The sequence below is a fragment of the Streptococcus sp. KHUD_012 genome, from assembly GCF_052588255.1.
Genome location: NZ_CP159355.1, coordinates 1,817,934 through 1,837,076, shown reverse-complemented (window position 1 = coordinate 1,837,076; position 19,143 = coordinate 1,817,934). Strand labels below are relative to the sequence as shown.

Sequence of the window (19,143 nt, the reverse complement as noted above, 5' to 3'; positions counted from 1 at the left end):
GGCAACGGCTGTCGCAGAGAAAAAAGAAGCAGCGCCCGTCAAAAAAGAAGGAGGAACTGAGACAAAATCAGTAACGCCAGCTGCTAAACCAAAGAGTCGTAACTTTAAAGCGGAACGAGAAGCGCGTGCAAAAGAACAGGCTGAACGTAGGAAACAACAAGACAATCGTCCAAAACGTGATCGCAAAGACAATCAGCGTCATGGTGACAACCGAAAACAACGACCACAAGAGCGAAATGAACAACGAAATCAAGGTTCTGATCGTCGCAATAACCGACCAGATCAAAGACGTGGTGAACAACCCCAAGTGGCACCAAAAGTTGATTTCAAAGCGCGTGCAGCGGCACTGAAAGCTGAACAAAATGCTGAGTACGCACGTGGAAGTGAAGATCGCTACAAACAACAAGCTGCAAAAGCAGAACAAGAACGTCAACAGCGCCGGAAACGGGTAGAAGCACCAGAAGTGAAAGCACCGGTACAGGAGCCAGCTGTTGAGAACCGTACAAAACCAGCTGTTGCTGCTGCTCCAGCTCAAGTCGATACACGTCGGAAGAAACAAGCGCGACCAGATAAGAAACGCGATGATTTTGATCGTGAAGAAGATGGTCCAAGAAAACAACAAAGGAATCGAAATAGTCAAAATCAAGTGAGAAATCAGAAAAATAGTAACTGGAATAACAATAAGAAAAATAAAAAAGGAAAGAACAACCGCAATGATGCTCCAAAACCAGTAACAGAGCGTAAATTCCATGAATTACCAAGTGAATTTGAGTATACGGATGGAATGACGGTTGCAGAAATCGCAAAACGCATCAAGCGTGAACCGGCTGAAATCGTCAAGAAACTCTTTATGATGGGAGTCATGGCGACTCAAAACCAATCGCTGGATGGAGATACGATTGAACTCTTGATGGTGGATTATGGAATTGAAGCTAAGAAAAAGGTTGAAGTGGACAATGCCGATATCGAACGCTTCTTCGTTGAAGATGGTTATTTGAATCCAGATGAGTTGGTAGAGCGTCCACCAGTTGTCACCATCATGGGACACGTTGACCACGGTAAAACTACCCTTTTGGATACCCTTCGTAATTCACGTGTAGCAACTGGTGAAGCGGGAGGAATCACTCAGCACATCGGTGCCTACCAAATCGTGGAAAATGGTAAGAAGATTACCTTCTTGGATACACCTGGACACGCGGCCTTTACTTCTATGCGGGCTCGTGGTGCATCTGTTACCGATATTACCATCTTGGTTGTAGCAGCAGATGACGGGGTGATGCCACAGACCATCGAAGCCATCAACCACTCAAAAGCTGCCAATGTTCCAATCATTGTGGCCATCAACAAGATCGATAAACCAGGAGCTAATCCAGAGCGTGTCATCGGTGAATTGGCTGAACACGGTGTTATGTCAACTGCTTGGGGTGGAGATTCTGAGTTTGTAGAAATCTCAGCCAAGTTCAACCAAAATATCGATGAGCTCTTGGAAACGGTCCTTCTTGTGGCTGAAATCCAAGAACTCAAGGCAGATCCAACTGTTCGTGCCATCGGTACTGTTATCGAAGCGCGCTTGGATAAAGGAAAAGGTGCGGTGGCAACTCTCCTTGTTCAACAAGGTACCTTGAATGTTCAAGACCCAATCGTTGTCGGAAATACCTTTGGACGTGTCCGTGCCATGACCAATGACCTTGGACGTCGTGTGAAGGTGGCAGGACCATCTACTCCGGTTTCTATCACTGGTTTGAACGAAGCGCCAATGGCAGGTGACCACTTCGCGGTTTATGAAGATGAAAAATCAGCGCGTGCAGCGGGTGAAGAACGTGCCAAACGTGCTCTGATGAAACAACGTCAAGCAACCAACCGCGTCAGCCTTGAAAATCTCTTTGATACCTTGAAGGCTGGGGAAGTGAAATCTGTTAATGTCATCATTAAAGCCGATGTACAAGGTTCGGTTGAAGCCCTTGCTGCTTCCCTTCAAAAGATTGAAGTAGAAGGTGTGAAAGTGACCATCGTTCACTCAGCAGTTGGTGCGATCAACGAATCAGACGTGACCCTTGCAGAAGCTTCAAATGCCTTCATCATCGGATTTAACGTCCGTCCTACTCCACAAGCACGTCAACAAGCTGAAGCTGACGAGGTGGAAATCCGTCTTCACTCAATTATCTACAAAGTGATTGAAGAAATGGAAGATGCCATGAAGGGTATGTTGGATCCTGAGTTCGAAGAGAAAGTCATCGGGGAAGCAGTTATTCGTGAAACCTTTAAGGTCTCTAAAGTGGGTACCATCGGTGGATTTATGGTCCTCAGTGGTAAGGTTACACGTGATTCCAAAGTACGTGTCATTCGTGACGGTGTCGTGATCTACGACGGAGCTCTTGCAAGCTTGAAACACTTCAAAGATGATGTCAAAGAGATCACAAATGGTCGTGAAGGTGGATTGATGATTGAAGGCTACAATGATATCAAGACAGATGATACTATCGAAGCCTATATCATGGAAGAAATTAAAAAATAAGCAAGCTGACTAGGAAAAAAGAGGGGGGGCCTCTGATTTCCTAGTTTTTAAACACAGAGCAGAAAGGAGTTCCTATGGCAAGTCATTTTCGGACAGACCGAGTAGGGATGGAAATCAAGCGTGAAGTCAACGAGATTTTACAAAAGAAAGTCCGTGACCCGCGTGTTCAAGGTGTCACCATTACGGATGTTCAAATGCTAGGTGATTTGTCTATGGCCAAAGTGTATTATTCAATTATGAGTGATTTGGCTTCAGACAATCAAAAGGCTCAGACAGGCCTTGAAAAAGCAACAGGAACCATCAAGCGTGAATTAGGTCGGAATCTGAAATTGTACAAGATTCCAGATCTTACTTTTGTGAAAGACGAATCCATCGAATACGGGAATAAGATCGATGAGATGTTGCGCAATTTGAACAAAGACTAGAGAGGTTGGAAATTTTCCACGCCCAGATTGAAAGACAAAGTCTTCTTAGAAACTTTCCTTAGGTGAGTACGGACGTCAGCGAACTTCTTCGAAGTTCCATGACTAATTATTGAGCCTAAGGTCTCAATAATTCCGAGTACCTGAAACTATTAAGTTTCAGGTACTTTTCTCACGACGAAAAGTTTCAGTAGATGATTGAATCACTCTAACGAGTAACATTTCTTTTTATAGAATTTATTAGATTTATAAAAAAGAATAGTTTGTCTACAGTCTCGGGTTGGAAATTTCCAACCTCTTTTTTTGGCTCTTAAAACGAGGAAAATAAAACAGAAGGAAAAAACGGTTTCAAAAAATAATAGAAATTTACAGAAATCTCTTGTGTGATTGGAAATTATCCTTTACAATAGGAGAGGAGTTTTATTTCTGATCTCAAATTTGGAGGAATGAACATGTCGATTAACTGGCAGGAAATTGTATTTAACTTTTTGGGAGGCCTGGGGCTCTTTCTCTATAGTATTAAAACCATGGGAGAAGGCTTGCAACAGGCTGCAGGAGATCGACTTCGATACTATATTGATAAATATACGAGTAATCCCTTTCTAGGGGTTCTAGTAGGGATTGGGATGACTGCCTTGATTCAGTCGAGTTCAGGGGTTACAGTGATTACGGTCGGTCTGGTGAGTGCAGGACTTCTAACCCTCCGTCAAGCTATTGGTATTGTTATGGGGGCCAATATTGGAACGACTATTACCTCCTTTATCATTGGTTTTAAATTAGGAGACTACGCTCTTCCCATGCTCTTTATCGGAGCGGTTTGTCTCTTCTTTACCAAAAATCGTTTGGTTAATAATGTTGGACGAATCGTTTTTGGTGTCGGTGGTATCTTCTTTGCCCTCAACTTGATGAGTGGGGCTATGGAACCTCTTAAAGATTTGCAAGTCTTTCGTGACTATATGGTGCAGTTAAGTAAAAGTCCTATCTTGGGTGTCTTTGTTGGATCAGGCTTAACACTTTTGATTCAGGCCTCTTCTGCAACCATTGGTATCTTGCAAAATCTCTATGCTAGTCATTTGATTGACCTGAAAGGAGCCCTCCCAGTTCTCTTTGGTGATAATATCGGAACGACCATTACAGCTATCATTGCTTCCTTGGGAGCTAATATTGCGGCCAAACGTGTGGCAGGTGCCCATGTAGCCTTTAATGTTATCGGAACCATTATCTGTCTTGTCTTCCTTGTTCCGTTTACCTCTTTGATTCAATGGTTTGAAACGACTCTTCATTTATCCCCAGAAATGACCATAGCCTTTGCTCACGGAACCTTTAATATAACCAATACCATCATCCAGTTCCCATTCATTGGAGCTTTGGCATACTTTGTGACCAAGCTGATTCCTGGTGAGGATGAGGTTGTCAAATATGAACCGCTCTACTTGGATGAAAACTTGATCACCCAAGCGCCTTCGATTGCTCTTGGAAATGCGAAAAAAGAGTTGCTTCATTTAGGTGGATATGCAGACAAAGCTTTTAATCTTTCTTATGATTATATTGTTCATCAAAATGAGAAAACAGCTGAAAAGGGTCATAAGACAGAAGAAGCCATCAATACCATTGATGATGATTTGACTCGCTACCTGATTCGTTTGTCAAGTGAAGCCTTGAGTCCGAGAGAAAGTGAAGTTCTCACCAATATCTTGGATTCTTCACGGGATTTGGAGCGGATTGGAGATCACGCGGAAGCCTTGATCAATCTGACCGATTATTTAATTCGTAAGAAAGTGGTCTTTTCAGAAGCGGCCTTGGCTGAATTGGAAGATATTTACAACCAAACCCATCAATTTGTAGAGGATGCCTTAAAAGCTGTTGAGAACAATGATGTGAGTCTTGCAAACCAATTGGTAGCACGTCACGAGGCAATTGAAAAGTTGGAGAAAAGACTTCGGAAAACCCATATTCGTCGTTTGAACCAAGGTGAATGTACACCTCAAGCCGGAGTGAACTTTATTGATATTATTTCTCACTATACACGAGTTGCAGACCATGCCATGAATCTGGCTGAAAAAGTACAAATCGATCAAATTTAAGGAACGTCAAACAGAGTAAGTAGGAAGCTTACTCTGTTTTTTTGTTGGATTCTATTCAAAAATAGGTCTAGACCATTTACAAATAGAAGTGAAAGCGTTATAATATGTATGAATATAAATGGAACACAGTTCCTACAATGGAAAGGACGATTTTATGTCTACATATATTAAAGCAGATCAATTTTATTACCCACATGGGGTTCGCCGCGGAGGCTATTTGGAGCTTGTTGATGGCAAGTTTGGAAAACATGTGGAAAGCTTACCAGAAGGTGCGGATGTGCTGGATTATTCTGGTTACAGCATTGCGCCTGGCCTCGTAGATACCCATATTCACGGATTTGGTGGGGTAGATGTGATGGATAATAATATCGAAGGCACTCTCCATACCATGAGTGAAGGTCTCTTGAGTACCGGGGTCACAAGCTTTTTGCCTACGACTTTGACTTCCTCTTACGAACAACTTTTGGCGGTAACTGAAAATATTGGTGCACGATACAAAGAAGCAACAGGCGCTAAGATTCGCGGTATTTATTTTGAAGGACCTTATTTTACAGAAAAATACAAGGGAGCTCAAAATCCAGCTTATATGAAAGATCCAAGTATGGAAGAATTCCGTGCTTGGCAAAAAGCGGCTAATGGTCTGTTGAATAAGATTGCCCTTGCTCCTGAGCGTGAAGGGGTAGAAGACTTTGTTCGAACCATTACAGGAGAAGGAGTGACAGTCGCCCTGGGACACTCCAATGCTACTTTTGAAGAAGCTAAAAAGGCGGTTGATGCAGGTGCGAGTGTCTGGGTGCATGCCTATAATGGTATGCGTGGTTTGACTCACCGTGAACTCGGTATGGTTGGAGCTATGTATGAGTTGCCTCATACTACAGCAGAGTTGATCTGTGATGGTCATCACGTTGATCCGCTAGCTTGTGATATCCTGATGAAACAAAAAGGAAAAGAAAATGTTGCCTTGATTACGGACTGTATGACAGCTGGGGGCTTAGAAGACGGGGACTACATGCTTGGGGAGTTTCCAGTCGTGGTCGCTGAAGGGACTGCTCGCTTGAAATCAACTGGTAATCTGGCTGGCTCAATCTTGAAATTGAAAGATGGATTAAAAAATGTTGTAGAGTGGGGGATTGCCAACCCTTACGAAGCAGTGATGATGGCTAGTCTCAATCCGGCAAAATCAGTCCATATTGATGATGTTTGTGGTCAAATTCGAGAAGGTTATGATGCGGACTTCATTGTGCTTGATCAAAATTTGGATCTGGTGGCGACCTATCTCGATGGGGTCAAACGTTACCAAGCTATGAACTAGATTCAAGAATCGAAGATAGAACAAACCTCTCTAGGTCATACCTAGAGAGGTTTTTGTGATGTATTCATAGGGGGATCAGTATGTAGCATCTTTTTTTGTTTACCCATGGTAGTGCAATTTTGTGAATGCTGCCTTTTCATGCTATAATGGGAATTGAAATGTGAGGTAGTTTATGAAGGCAATTGATATACGTTTTTTATTGATGGGAATTTTTTTCTTGCTCTATGGTATTGTAAGAAAAAATATTTTTATTGTGATCGTTGGTGGGGCATTCTTAGTTTATAGTTTTTATAGCAAGAAGATGGAGCCAACCAAGAAAAATATTTTTAAGCCAGAGCTCAAGCTTCGAGGGCCTAAGAAACCGAAATCGAAGAAAGGAAAGAGAAAATGAATCATTATCGTTTAAATAATGGGGTGGAGATTCCTGTATTGGGATTTGGAACTTGGAAAGCAGCGGATGGTGAAGAAGCCTATCAGGCTGTTTTAGCTGCTTTAAAAGCAGGTTACCGGCATATCGATACAGCTGCGATTTATCAAAATGAAGAGAGCGTTGGTCGGGCGATCAAGGATAGTGGTCTTAAACGCGAAGACTTGTTTATTACCACAAAACTTTGGAATACTCATCACACCTATGAAGATGCTCAAGCTGCTTTGGACGAGTCTCTTGAGAAACTGGGTTTGGACTATGTCGATCTTTATTTGATTCATTGGCCAAATCCAAACCCCCTTCGAGAAAATGATGCTTGGAAAGTGCGAAACGCTGAGGTTTGGCGAGCCATGGAAGATATGTTAGCTGCTGGTAAGGTTCGGGCTATTGGCATTAGCAATTTTCTTCCTCATCATTTGGAAGCGCTCCTTGAAACAGCTCGGGTCATCCCAGCTGTGAACCAAATTCGTCTAGCACCTGGGGTTTACCAAAGCGAAGCCATTGCTGTAAGTCGCAAGCATGGTATCTTACTAGAGGCTTGGGGACCTTTTGGCCAAGGGGAGTTGTTCCAAAATGAACAAGTAAAAGAAATGGCTGCCAAATATGGAAAGACCGTTGCTCAACTAGCCTTAGCTTGGAGTTTACAAGAAGGCTTCCTTCCATTGCCAAAATCGGTTACGCCTGAGCGGATTGCGAGTAATCTAAATTGCTTTGATTTTGAATTGGCGACAGATGATGTGGAACTCCTGCGCCATCTTCCGGTTGAAGCAGGTGCACCAGATCCGGACACCAAAGATTTTTAAAAGAGAATTTCTATTCATTAATGAAAACCGAGGACAGTTTCGTTCTCGGTTTTTAAAAACCTTTCAAATATGAAATAATTTTAAGAATCCAACAAAAACAGATGTTCTATAATATTTTCCCGGTCAACTTCAAAAATTTCCGAACGAAAATAAGTTAATAATTAGTAATATACGTAAATATTACAATTGTGTTACAATTCATTTTTGAATGAATTTTCAGATAATTTTGCGTTATAATAGTTACTATTAAAATAAAAGGGGAGTTTCTATGAATAGACAAGAGCGTTTTTCATTAAGGAAATACAAATTTGGTGTAGCCTCAGTTTTATTAGGGGCTGTTTTGGTATTTGGATCTGCACAAGCGAGTGCAGAAGAACAAACAGCGGGTCAAACGAGCGCTGGGACACAGCTTGTAGCAAACAGTCAACAGGCACCTGCTGAAGAAGAGCATTCACAAGCAACAGAAGCAAGTACAGCAGTTGCTAGTGAGAAAGTAGCAGTTGCAAATGAAGCAACAGTTGCTGAAAAGACAAGTCATACAACAGAAGCAGCTGTAGTTGAAAAAACAGAAGCTCCGAAAGAGGCAGCTGCTGTTCCAGAAACAAAACTGGAAGTAGCGGAAAAACCTGTAGAAAAATCTGTAGAAAAAGCGACAGAAGTGGCTACTGCGACAAGTTCGGAAACAACGAATCGCCATGAGGCAGCTGAAAAACCTCAAAGCATCGAAAGTGACGAGATTATTACTGTTCCACAAACCTGGAAGCAAGGCTACAAAGGGGAAGGGATGGTTGTCGCCGTCATTGATTCTGGCTTGGATGTGAACCACGAGGTTCTTCGGATTACCGATCCTTCTAAAGCTAAGTTTAAAAACCAAGAAGAAATCGAAGCTGCTAAGAAAGCAGCAGGAATTGATTATGGTAAATGGTACAACGACAAAGTTGTCTATGCTTATGACTATTTTGATGGTACTGACAATATTAAAGAGGCCGAAAGAGATTCTCACGGGATGCACGTTACAGGGATTGCGACAGGGAATCCTGATAAAGAAGCAGGAAACGGAGAAAAGATCTATGGTGTAGCACCAGAAGCTCAAGTTATGTTTATGCGTGTCTTCTCAGATCGTCAAAAAACAACGGGATCTGCTCTTTATGTAAAAGCAATTGATGATGCTGTAGCTCTTGGTGCAGATACTATCAACATGAGTCTTGGCTCTACGACTGGTTCTACGGTCAATGCGGATTCAGATATTGTGGATGCCATTAAACGAGCGCGCGCTAAAGGCGTATCTGTCTTAATCTCTGCAGGAAATAGCAATACTTTTGGGAATGGTTATTCAAGACCAGCTGCAGAAAATCCAGATTACGGCTTGGTCGGAAATCCTTCAACAGTAGAGGACTCCATCTCTGTTGCTTCTATCAACAATAAAATCATTACCACAGAAGTTTTTGAAGTCAAAGGCCTTGAAGGAAATGCAGAATTAGATAACGGGAAATTTGACTACAGTAAATCTGCAACAGATACAGACTTTGAAAAAGGCAAAGAATATGAGTATGTATCTGTTGGTCTTGGGAAAGAAGATGATTTCAAAGATCTAGATCTTACTGGTAAATTAGCGCTTATTCAACGTGGAGAAATTCCATTCACAGAAAAAATTGCTAATGCTCTCCATCATGGTGCAGTAGGGGCTTTGGTCTACAATAATGTGGAAGGATCAAACCTTGGGATGTCAATTGATGGGGATGCTAAGAAAATTCCATCAGTCTTCATTTCAAAACGCTATGGGGAAGCTCTTAAAGCTGGATCTTACAAAGTTGTCTTTAACAATACCATGGCCAACCGTCCATCTCCAGAAGCAGACCAATTGTCTGATTTTTCAAGCTGGGGTGTAACAACAGATGGTCAGTTGAAACCAGATGTCACTGCACCTGGTGGGAATATCTTCTCTTCTTTAAATGACAATACTTATGGGGATATGAGTGGTACTAGTATGGCCTCACCTCACGTAGCAGGTGTTGCAGCCTTGGTTAAAGAATACCTTGTGAAGAACCATCCAGAATTGACTCCAGAACAAGTTTCTGAAACAGTGAAAGCCTTGATCATGTCTACGGCTAAACCACACGTTAACAAAGAAACGGGTGCTTATACTTCTCCTCGTCAACAAGGAGCAGGGGTTGTTGACACAGCAGCTGCCGTTTCAACAGACTTGTATGTGACCGGTGAAAACAACTATCCAAGCGTTACTCTTGGTAACGTTGGAGATAGCTTTACCTTTGATGTGACGGTTCACAATATTTCAGATACCGATCGTACCTTGAAAATGTTGGTGAATACTGACACAGATGAAGTGAAAGATGGTAAATTTACTCTTCGCCCACGTAAATTGACTGAAACAGCTTGGCCAGAAGTGACTGTGAAAGCACATAGTTCTGAAACAGTTACGGTGAAAGTTGACACAAGTAAATTTACAGAAGAATTGAGCAAAGAAATGCCAAACGGCTATTTCCTTGAAGGATTTGTTCGCTTTGTTGATCCGGCTGATGATGGAGATGTGGTCAGCTTGCCATTTATGGGCTTCAAGGGAGAATTCCAAAACCTTCCCGCTGTTGAAAAGCCAGTCTATGATTTGGTTCGCGAAGGAAAAGATGGATTCTACTACCATATTCCAAAAGATTTGAATATCTCTTCTAGTGCGAATGTTTCTGCGCTCGTCACTCAGCAAAATGACTTCCTTCTCACTCAAGGAAAACGAGATGGTCGTCGGATTACAGTCCTTGGTATTGACGAAAATGCAGAAGGAACTCACACCCTTCAACTAGATGAAAACGGAAATGTTCGCATTGCCATTTCACCAAATGAAGATGGAAATAAAGATTTCGTCGAATACAAGACAGTTGCCCTTAGAAACATTGAAAACCTTCGTGCAAGTGTCTACGCAGCAAGTGATACGGAACATAAAAATCCATTGTGGGAAGGAACTCCATCTGACCATCGTAAGAACTTCTTCAACGGTGACCAAAAGAACCCACGCAGCTACACATTAGATAATACTGCTTGGAATGGTATTGATGCGAATGGAAATGCGGTAGCAGATGGTCTATATGATTATGTCATCCGTTACACCCCAATGGTTCCTGGAGCTGAGGAGCAATCAACGACCTTCAAGGTTCGGGTTGATACTCAAAAACCAGTGATCACATCTGGATATATCCGTTTCAAAGATGGGGCTCAACAGTTTGTAGCACGTAAAGCCAAAGATGTTGGCGATGGTGGTATCTTAACTGAAAAACTCGTCTATGTGACTCCATTTGATGATCAGGGGACAATGGTCCAAACCAGTGAAGATAAGAATAGTACACGTGCGCTTGAAAATTACCATGTGATCAAGGCCAATGCAGATGGTAGCTTCGATCTTCCTGAAAACATCGATAAGAAGAATATCTACTACTATGTAGAAGACTTTGCGGGGAATGTAGACTATGTTTCACTAGCTGATTTAGTTCGGGATCAAAATAGTGGTCGGGTTCAAATCGCAGTTCGTAACGCTAAAACGAACAAAGATTTGGATACTATGTATGTTTACCGAATCAAAGATAGTAATGGTCAATATGTGTCAGTTGATAAGACAAAAGATATTAACTTCTTGAACTTTGGTCATTATACTGCAGAAATCTTTACGTATGATCGTACAGAAGTGAAATTTGTCAGCAGCTTGACACAAGAATTTGATTTGACAGAGGATAATAGTTTCCAAACGATTGCTTTCCTTGCCAATACTTTAGAATATGCACCAGTTAGCATCAGCTTTGATCAACCGGTTTCAAAAGCAGCTACGATCGTATTAAAAGGGGCAGATGGTGAAAACTTTGTCTTGCCTGCTGAAAAATATGGTAAAAATGGCTTTGGTAAATCTGTAGCAACTGGTCAATATACCTTGGTTGCAACTCTTCCTACAGGCTATGAACTAGCTGAGGAGGCACCAGTGATCTCAGTTGTCGCAGGACGCAACAACAATTATCGTATTGGAGTGATCTCAAAAGTGGATCTCTTGGCTACTTTGAACAACCAAGCAGATGTTACAAAGACAGCGCAATACTTCAATGCCAGTGCGGATAAGAAGGAAGCCTATGATCAAGCCTTGCAAGCTGCCCAAGCAGCTTTGACCAACAAGGTTAGTCAAGAGCAAGTCAACCAAGCTCTAGCTAGTCTTGAAGCTGCCAGCCAAGCTTTGGATGGGAAAGATTCAAACGTTGCGGCCTTGAAAGAAGCCATGCAGGCTTACGATGCTACAACTAAAACTGGTCGTTATGCCAATGCCAAAGAAAAAGTACGTCGCGACTACGATCGTGCTTTCCAAACAGTTGCCTTGCTTGCAGTTGATCCAACTGTGAAACAAGAACAAATCAATCAAGCACTTGCTGAGCTTAGCCGTGCGGAAGGAAAATTAAACGGGAAAGCAACTGATTTTTCAAGCCTTGAAAAATACATCAAGGAAGAATTGAAGTTCCAAGAAAAGAATGCGAAATTCATCTATGCTGGAAATGAAGAAAAAGAAGCTTACCTAGCAGCCTTCAAGGATGCACAAACCATCCTTTCAAATCCAGGAGCAAGCCAACAAGATGTGAAAGATGCTTTGACAGCCTTGAAGAATGCCAAGAAAAAACTTCATGGTAAAAAACCAAAAGCTGCGAGACGTCCATAAGAAAAACAACCTTGTTTGTTAGCCTAAAATCCGTATGAAACGATTGTTTCATGCGGATTTTAATTTACAAGTCACTAAAAATCTGCTATAATACTAGTCAAGAAAGAAGGGCTTACGGCGTTTTTCTAGCGAGCTTGGGATAGTGAGAGCCAAGTAGAGCAAAGTAAGCAAGTGGCGCTTTCTCTCAGTAAAAAGCTGAGTAAAGTAAAATAAAATGAAGTAATAAATTAGGGTGGAACCGCGTTTCTGACGCCCCTAGGTCATAGACTTAGGAGCAGAGACACGGTTCTTTTTGTATCCTAAGTCACAAGAAACTTTATGAATAAGGAGTAAAACATGTCTAAAAAATTGACTTTCCAGGAAATCATCCTTACTTTGCAACAATACTGGAATGACCAGGGTTGTATGCTCATGCAGGCTTATGATAACGAGAAGGGTGCGGGGACAATGAGTCCATATACCTTCCTTCGTGCCATTGGTCCTGAGCCATGGAATGCGGCTTATGTAGAACCATCACGTCGTCCAGCGGATGGTCGTTACGGGGAAAACCCAAACCGTCTATACCAACACCACCAATTCCAAGTGGTGATGAAACCATCACCATCAAACATCCAAGAACTCTACCTTGAGTCATTGGAAAAATTGGGGATCAATCCATTGGAACACGATATCCGCTTTGTTGAAGACAACTGGGAAAACCCATCAACTGGTTCAGCTGGTCTTGGTTGGGAAGTTTGGTTGGACGGTATGGAAATCACTCAGTTCACCTACTTCCAACAAGTGGGTGGGTTGGCAACTGGTCCGGTAACTTCTGAGGTCACTTACGGATTGGAACGTTTGGCTTCTTACATCCAAGAAGTAGATTCTGTTTACGACATCGAGTGGGCTCCAGGCGTTAAATACGGAGAAATCTTCCTTCAACCAGAATACGAGCACTCAAAATACAGCTTTGAAGTTTCTGACCAAGATATGCTTCTTGAAAACTTCGAAAAATTTGAAAAAGAAGCAGGGCGTGCTTTGGAATTAGGCCTTGTTCACCCAGCCTATGACTACGTTTTGAAATGTTCACACACCTTCAACTTGCTTGACGCGCGTGGAGCAGTATCCGTTACAGAACGTGCCGGCTACATTGCCCGCATCCGTAACTTGGCCCGTGTCGTAGCCAAAACCTTCGTCGCAGAACGCAAGAAACTTGGTTACCCACTTCTTGACGAAGCAACACGCGCCAAACTCCTAGCAGAAGAGGAAGAGTAAAGAGAGCGTATTAGATGGGATTGGATGATAGAGCAATCCTACAGAACCAGTTGCCGCAGTGATAAAGGTATCGTTAGAGAAACTAACGATACCAGGCAAAATTGGAGACCTTAGGCTCCAATTTTAGCAATGAAACGACGAAGTCGGTTGCTTGCGTGCCAATCACATAAGGCAAACTGGAAAAAAAGATATTTTTCGGAGAAAAAACATGACAAAAAACTTATTAGTAGAACTTGGACTTGAAGAGTTGCCAGCCTACGTTGTCACACCAAGTGAAAAACAACTGGGTGAGAAAATGGTAGCCTTCTTGGATGACAACCGTCTTTCATACGAAAGCATTCAAACCTTCTCAACACCACGTCGTTTGGCAGTCCGTGTTATTGGTTTAGCTGACCAACAATCGGATTTGACTGAAGATTTTAAAGGACCTTCTAAGAAAATCGCCTTGGATGCAGATGGAAACTTCTCAAAAGCGGCTCAAGGATTCGTCCGTGGAAAAGGCTTGACGGTTGATGATATCGAATTCCGTGAAGTCAAAGGGGAAGAGTACGTTTATGTTACGAAGCACGAAGCTGGAAAACCAGCTAAAGAAGTCTTGGCTGGCGTTCCAGAGGTGCTTGCTTCATTGACCTTCCCTGTTAGCATGCACTGGGCTAACAACACCTTTGAATACATTCGCCCAGTTCATACCTTGATCGTTCTTTTGGGTGATGAAGCGCTCGACCTTGATTTCTTGGATATCCACTCAGGTCGTGTGAGCCGTGGGCACCGTTTCCTCGGGCACGAAGTGGAAATTACCAATGCGGATTCTTATGAAGAAGACCTTCGTACCGTTTATGTGATTGCGGATAGCAAAGAACGTGAAAACATGATTCGTGAGCAAATCAAGGCTATCGAGGCAGATCAAGGTGTTCAGGTTCAAATCGAAGAAGGACTTTTGAATGAAGTTTTGAACTTGGTCGAATACCCAACTGCCTTTATGGGAAGTTTTGACACCAAATATTTGGACGTTCCAGAAGAAGTTTTGGTGACCTCAATGGAAACGCACCAACGGTATTTTGTTGTACGTGACCTTGATGGTAAGCTCAAACCAAACTTCATCTCCGTCCGTAATGGGAACGCTGAGCACTTGGAAAATGTCATCCGAGGAAATGAAAAAGTCTTGGTGGCACGTCTTGAAGATGGTGAATTCTTCTGGCGTGAAGACCAAAAATTGAAGATTGAAGACCTCGTTGCTAAATTGGCGAACGTGACCTTCCATGAAAAAATTGGTTCTCTTTCAGAACACATGGCGCGTGCTGGTGTCATTGCAGCGTCACTAGCTGAGCAAGCTGGTTTGACTGCTGAAGAAACGGCAGCCGTCGCTCGTGCAGCTGAAATCTACAAATTTGACCTCTTGACGGGTATGGTCGGAGAGTTCGATGAATTGCAAGGAATCATGGGTGAAAAATACGCCCTCCTTGCTGGTGAAGATGCTGCGGTTGCGACAGCTATCCGTGAGCACTACCTTCCTGATTCAGCAGACGGAGCCCTTCCAGAGACTAAGGTTGGTGCCATTCTTGCCCTTGCAGATAAATTGGATACCCTTCTTTCCTTCTTCTCAGTTGGCTTGATTCCATCAGGTTCCAATGACCCTTATGCACTTCGTCGTGCAACACAAGGGATTGTTCGTATCTTGGATGCCTTTGGTTGGCATATCCCTATGGATGAGTTGATTGACAGCCTTTACGGTCTGTCGTTTGATAGTCTTTCTTATGACAATCAAGCAGAAGTGCTCAACTTCATCAAGGCGCGTGTGGACAAGATGATGGGACGCACACCAAAAGATATCAAAGACGCTGTTCTTGCTGGTTCAAACTTTGTCGTGGCTGATATGCTGGAAGTAGCTGAAGCTCTTTCAGAAGCTGCGAAGACCGATGGTTATAAGGCGGCTGTTGAGTCCCTCTCTCGTGCCTTTAACTTGGCAGAAAAAGCAGATGCTTCAGTAGCAGTCGATGCCAGTCTCTTTGAAAACGATCAAGAAAAAGCCCTTGCTAAAGCAATTGAAGATCTTGAATTGACTGGTTCAGCTAGTGACAAATTGGCTCAACTCTTTGCTCTTAGCCCAGTCATTGATGCTTTCTTTGACAATACTATGGTAATGGCAGAAGATGAGGCGGTTAAAAACAACCGTTTGGCCCTTCTTGCGGGCCTTGTAGCTAAAGCTAACGCTGTTGCAGCCTTCAACCAATTGAACACAAAATAAGTACCTGATGACAGGTAGAAAGTAGGTTTTATTATGACACCTGAAAAAATCGCTCGTATCAATGAGCTTGCTAAAAAGAAAAAAACAGAAGGTTTGACACCAGAAGAAACAGTGGAACAAGCAAAACTTCGTGAAGAATACATTGAAGGTTATCGTCGTTCGGTTCGTCACCACATTGAAGGTATTAAAATTGTGGATGAAGAAGGAAATGATGTAACACCTGAGAAACTACGCCAAGTGCAACGTGAAAAAGGTTTGCATGGCCGTAGCCTCGATGACCCTAATTCATAAGCAAAAGAGTGCTGGAAGAGACTCCAGCACTCTTTTGTATCTTTAAAATTCAGAATATTCTGGACTAGATTGACCAATTTTTAAAAACATGGTATAGTAGATTGTGTGAAAATTTGAAGTATACTTTTCTGAAAATGTACAGAAAAAGAATTGGAGTAATCATATGTCAAAAAAACATCATCCTGGTGAAGAAACCGGAAATGGGATGGTTCGTGGTCTGCAAAATCGGCATGTTCAGCTGATCGCTATTGCAGGAACCATCGGGACAGGACTCTTTCTTGGAGCCGGTCGTTCCCTTTCTTTGACAGGTCCTTCTATTATTTTAGTCTATATGCTGACTGGCGCCTTCATGTACTTGATGATGCGGGCAATCGGAGAAATGCTCTATATGGACCCTGATCAACACACCTTTATCAACTTTATCACCAAGTATATAGGAAAAGGTTGGGGTTATTTTTCAGGATGGTCCTATTGGGTCTCCTTGGTATTTTTGGGAATGGCAGAGATCACCGCTGTTTCCAACTATGTCCAGCTTTGGTTTCCAAATTGGCCAGCCTGGCAGATTCAAATTATCTTTTTAGCGCTCTTAAGTTGTATAAACTTGATCGCTGTGAAGGTTTTTGGAGAGGTTGAATTCTGGTTTGGAATGATCAAGATTGTCACGATTTTAGCCTTGATCGCAACAGGAATCTTTATGGTGACGACGAATTTTGAAACACCAGCTGGACACGCTAGCTTAAGTAACATTACCAATGGTTTTCAAATGTTTCCAAATGGTTGGGTCAAGTTCGTCATGGCCTTCCAAATGGTCTTCTTTGCTTACCAAGCAATCGAATTTGTTGGAATTACTACTTCTGAAACAGCTAATCCCCGACAAGTATTGCCAAAAGCTATTAAAGAAATTCCAATCCGGATTGTAATCTTTTATGTAGGAGCTTTGTTGGCGATTATGGCTATTTTCCCTTGGCAACAGCTTCCTGTCAATAAGTCACCGTTTGTAACGGTCTTTCAGATGGTAGGAATCAAGTGGGCAGCTGGATTGATTAATTTTGTCGTACTGACAGCTGCTGCATCTTCCTTGAATTCCACCCTCTATTCAACAGGGCGTCACTTGTACCAGATTGCAAAAGAAACACCAAACAGCAAAGTGATGAATCGTTTGAAACTGAATAGCTTATCTCGTATGGGGATTCCAAGTCGCGCGATTATTTTTTCTGCGATTGTGGTTGCTGTTTCAGCCTTTATCAATGTGTTGCCAGGTGTCTCAGATGCCTTTGCCTTGATTACGGCATCTTCTTCTGGTGTCTACATTGCTATTTACATTTTGACGATGCTTGCCCATCTTAAGTACCGTAAATCGAAAGAATTTATGCCAGATGGTTTTGTCATGCCAGCCTATAAAGTGTTGAATCCATTGACCATTGTTTTCTTCCTCTTCGTATTCGTTTGTCTCTTCTTGCAAGAATCAACATACATTGGAGCGATTGGAGCAACCATCTGGATCATTCTTTTTGGGATTTACAGCAATTGGAAACATAGTAAATAAACCGCAAGAGAGTGGGACAGAAATCGGTAATTCGTTAGAATTCGATTTCGTCGTCCCACCTCCGCACAGTTGAGTAGGGCTGTAAAAGCTGATGAAATCAGCGTAGTAGAGCCCACTCAACCACTGCGTCTTGCTCGACAATCCAAAAATAATTGAGAGGCTAGGACTTTTGTCCCAGCCTCTTTATTATTTCAGAGCTCGTTTACTTCATTTAAGAAATTACTTGGAGGGAACAAAAGAAAAACAGAGATGGAAGAAATTATTTTTCTTCCATCTCTGTTTTTTGTCCTTGAATGGCTTTTTTGAGCCACCAAAGTGAGCCAACTAGGATCAGGGCAGCAAGCCAAAAAATCCAAGCCTCAATAGTGGTTAGAAAAAAGTAGAGAGCGATAGCATCGACCAATAAAAGTGGGATGAGAATCTGTTTTCTTATTTTCATAAGAATATTGTATCATAAATCCTAGAGGAAACAAATAAAATCAAGCCTTTCTAGGTATTTTGAAGGATCCGAAAAGGTCCGATAGGATTAGTTAGTGAATTTTCTTTCAGGAGTGCATCTTGGTCCCATTTGTGGTAAAATAGTAAAGATATGAGTAAAGAATTTCATCATGTAACGGTTTTGCTTCATGAAACGATTGATATGCTGGATGTTAAGCCAGATGGTATCTATGTAGACGCCACATTGGGTGGGGCAGGCCACAGCGAATATTTGTTAACAAAATTAAATGAATCGGGCCATCTTTATGCCTTTGACCAAGATCAGCATGCAATTGAGAATGCTAAGATTCGTTTGGCACCTTTCATTGAGAAAGGCATGGTGACCTTCATTAAGGATAACTTTCGTCATTTGAAGGAACGTCTAAACGAATTGGGTGTGACTGAAATTGATGGAATCTGTTATGACCTAGGTGTCTCTAGTCCTCAGTTAGATGAACGGGAACGCGGATTTTCTTACAAGAAAGATGCGCCACTGGACATGCGGATGAATCAAGAAGCTTCCTTAACAGCCTATGAAGTGGTTAATAGCTACGATTACCATGATCTAGTTCGCATTTTTTTCAAATATGGAGAGGACAAATTTTCCAAGCAAATTGCGCGGAAAATTGAGCAAGCGCGAGCAATTAAACCGATTGAAACGACGACTGAATTAGCAGAGATTATTAAATCTGCTAAACCAGCTAAGGAGCTCAAGAAAAAGGGTCATCCTGCTAAACAGATCTTCCAAGCCATTCGTATCGAAGTCAATGATGAACTGGGAGCGGCGGATGAATCGATTCAGCAAGCCATGGATTTGTTGGCCCTCGATGGTCGTATTTCTGTGATTACCTTTCATTCGTTAGAGGATCGATTGACCAAACAATTGTTTAAAGAAGCTTCGACGGTTGAGGTTCCAAAGGGGCTTCCCTTTATTCCAGATGATTTGAAACCAAAGATGGAGTTAGTCAACCGGAAACCTATTTTGCCAAGTGAAGAAGAGCTTGAGGAAAATAATCGATCCCATTCAGCAAAATTACGGGTTGCTCGAAAAATACACAAGTAAGAGGA

Annotated in this window: 12 protein-coding genes and 1 pseudogene; 12 read left to right on the top strand and 1 reads right to left on the bottom strand. The window is 42.2% G+C overall.

Going from position 1 to position 19,143, the window contains the following annotated elements:
- Positions 1 to 19: 19 nt before the first annotated feature.
- The 11 genes and pseudogenes from infB to ABVF55_RS08860 form a co-directional block, all read left to right on the top strand.
- Positions 20 to 2,515, top strand: a pseudogene (gene infB / locus ABVF55_RS08910) (translation initiation factor IF-2); the annotation flags it as partial.
- 74 nt (positions 2,516 to 2,589) lie between these two features.
- On the top strand, positions 2,590 to 2,940 hold the full coding sequence (rbfA, locus tag ABVF55_RS08905) for a 30S ribosome-binding factor RbfA (RefSeq protein ID WP_003003976.1): 351 nt from the start codon (positions 2,590 to 2,592) through the stop codon (positions 2,938 to 2,940).
- Between the two features lie 449 nt (positions 2,941 to 3,389).
- The gene (locus ABVF55_RS08900) at positions 3,390 to 5,021 is read left to right on the top strand and encodes a Na/Pi cotransporter family protein (RefSeq protein WP_031575242.1); all 1,632 of its coding nucleotides are present in this window, start codon (positions 3,390 to 3,392) and stop codon (positions 5,019 to 5,021) included.
- 154 nt (positions 5,022 to 5,175) lie between these two features.
- Positions 5,176 to 6,333: an N-acetylglucosamine-6-phosphate deacetylase gene (gene nagA / locus ABVF55_RS08895; protein ID WP_195529446.1), complete on the top strand. Its 1,158-nt coding sequence runs from the start codon at positions 5,176 to 5,178 to the stop codon at positions 6,331 to 6,333.
- 172 nt (positions 6,334 to 6,505) lie between these two features.
- On the top strand, positions 6,506 to 6,724 hold the full coding sequence (locus ABVF55_RS08890) for a hypothetical protein (protein WP_445285248.1): 219 nt from the start codon (positions 6,506 to 6,508) through the stop codon (positions 6,722 to 6,724).
- The gene (locus ABVF55_RS08885; protein WP_445285247.1) at positions 6,721 to 7,563 is read left to right on the top strand and encodes an aldo/keto reductase; all 843 of its coding nucleotides are present in this window, start codon (positions 6,721 to 6,723) and stop codon (positions 7,561 to 7,563) included. The genes ABVF55_RS08890 and ABVF55_RS08885 overlap by 4 nt, the downstream gene beginning before the upstream one ends.
- A 268-nt stretch (positions 7,564 to 7,831) precedes the next feature.
- Positions 7,832 to 12,262: a S8 family serine peptidase gene (locus tag ABVF55_RS08880; RefSeq protein WP_445285246.1), complete on the top strand. Its 4,431-nt coding sequence runs from the start codon at positions 7,832 to 7,834 to the stop codon at positions 12,260 to 12,262.
- A 336-nt stretch (positions 12,263 to 12,598) separates the two neighbouring features.
- Positions 12,599 to 13,516, top strand: coding sequence for a glycine--tRNA ligase subunit alpha (gene glyQ / locus ABVF55_RS08875; protein WP_002886077.1), 918 nt, complete (start codon positions 12,599 to 12,601; stop codon positions 13,514 to 13,516).
- A gap of 208 nt (positions 13,517 to 13,724) precedes the next feature.
- Positions 13,725 to 15,761: a glycine--tRNA ligase subunit beta gene (glyS, locus tag ABVF55_RS08870; protein WP_445285245.1), complete on the top strand. Its 2,037-nt coding sequence runs from the start codon at positions 13,725 to 13,727 to the stop codon at positions 15,759 to 15,761.
- Between the two features lie 33 nt (positions 15,762 to 15,794).
- On the top strand, positions 15,795 to 16,052 hold the full coding sequence (locus ABVF55_RS08865) for a DUF896 family protein (protein WP_003010384.1): 258 nt from the start codon (positions 15,795 to 15,797) through the stop codon (positions 16,050 to 16,052).
- Positions 16,053 to 16,215: 163 nt separating this feature from the next.
- Complete coding sequence (locus tag ABVF55_RS08860; RefSeq protein WP_070674546.1) at positions 16,216 to 17,598, top strand: amino acid permease; 1,383 nt, start codon at positions 16,216 to 16,218, stop codon at positions 17,596 to 17,598.
- A 259-nt stretch (positions 17,599 to 17,857) separates the two neighbouring features.
- Here ABVF55_RS08860 and ABVF55_RS08855 read toward each other — a convergent pair whose 3' ends face one another.
- Complete coding sequence (locus tag ABVF55_RS08855) at positions 17,858 to 18,037, bottom strand: hypothetical protein (RefSeq protein ID WP_003014929.1); 180 nt, start codon at positions 18,035 to 18,037, stop codon at positions 17,858 to 17,860.
- A gap of 150 nt (positions 18,038 to 18,187) precedes the next feature.
- Between ABVF55_RS08855 and rsmH the strand changes: the two genes are divergently transcribed.
- Complete coding sequence (rsmH, locus tag ABVF55_RS08850; protein ID WP_003010377.1) at positions 18,188 to 19,138, top strand: 16S rRNA (cytosine(1402)-N(4))-methyltransferase RsmH; 951 nt, start codon at positions 18,188 to 18,190, stop codon at positions 19,136 to 19,138.
- Positions 19,139 to 19,143: the final 5 nt, after the last annotated feature.

Bases quoted from the DNA above. Each gene is read 5' to 3' on its own strand.
- rbfA (WP_003003976.1), top strand. From the start codon at position 2,590: ATGGCAAGTCATTTTCGGACAGACCGAGTAGGGATGGAAATCAAGCGT.
- ABVF55_RS08900 (WP_031575242.1), top strand. From the start codon at position 3,390: ATGTCGATTAACTGGCAGGAAATTGTATTTAACTTTTTGGGAGGCCTG.
- nagA (WP_195529446.1), top strand. From the start codon at position 5,176: ATGTCTACATATATTAAAGCAGATCAATTTTATTACCCACATGGGGTT.
- ABVF55_RS08890 (WP_445285248.1), top strand. From the start codon at position 6,506: ATGAAGGCAATTGATATACGTTTTTTATTGATGGGAATTTTTTTCTTG.
- ABVF55_RS08885 (WP_445285247.1), top strand. From the start codon at position 6,721: ATGAATCATTATCGTTTAAATAATGGGGTGGAGATTCCTGTATTGGGA.
- ABVF55_RS08880 (WP_445285246.1), top strand. From the start codon at position 7,832: ATGAATAGACAAGAGCGTTTTTCATTAAGGAAATACAAATTTGGTGTA.
- glyQ (WP_002886077.1), top strand. From the start codon at position 12,599: ATGTCTAAAAAATTGACTTTCCAGGAAATCATCCTTACTTTGCAACAA.
- glyS (WP_445285245.1), top strand. From the start codon at position 13,725: ATGACAAAAAACTTATTAGTAGAACTTGGACTTGAAGAGTTGCCAGCC.
- ABVF55_RS08865 (WP_003010384.1), top strand. From the start codon at position 15,795: ATGACACCTGAAAAAATCGCTCGTATCAATGAGCTTGCTAAAAAGAAA.
- ABVF55_RS08860 (WP_070674546.1), top strand. From the start codon at position 16,216: ATGTCAAAAAAACATCATCCTGGTGAAGAAACCGGAAATGGGATGGTT.
- ABVF55_RS08855 (WP_003014929.1), bottom strand. From the start codon at position 18,037: ATGAAAATAAGAAAACAGATTCTCATCCCACTTTTATTGGTCGATGCT.
- rsmH (WP_003010377.1), top strand. From the start codon at position 18,188: ATGAGTAAAGAATTTCATCATGTAACGGTTTTGCTTCATGAAACGATT.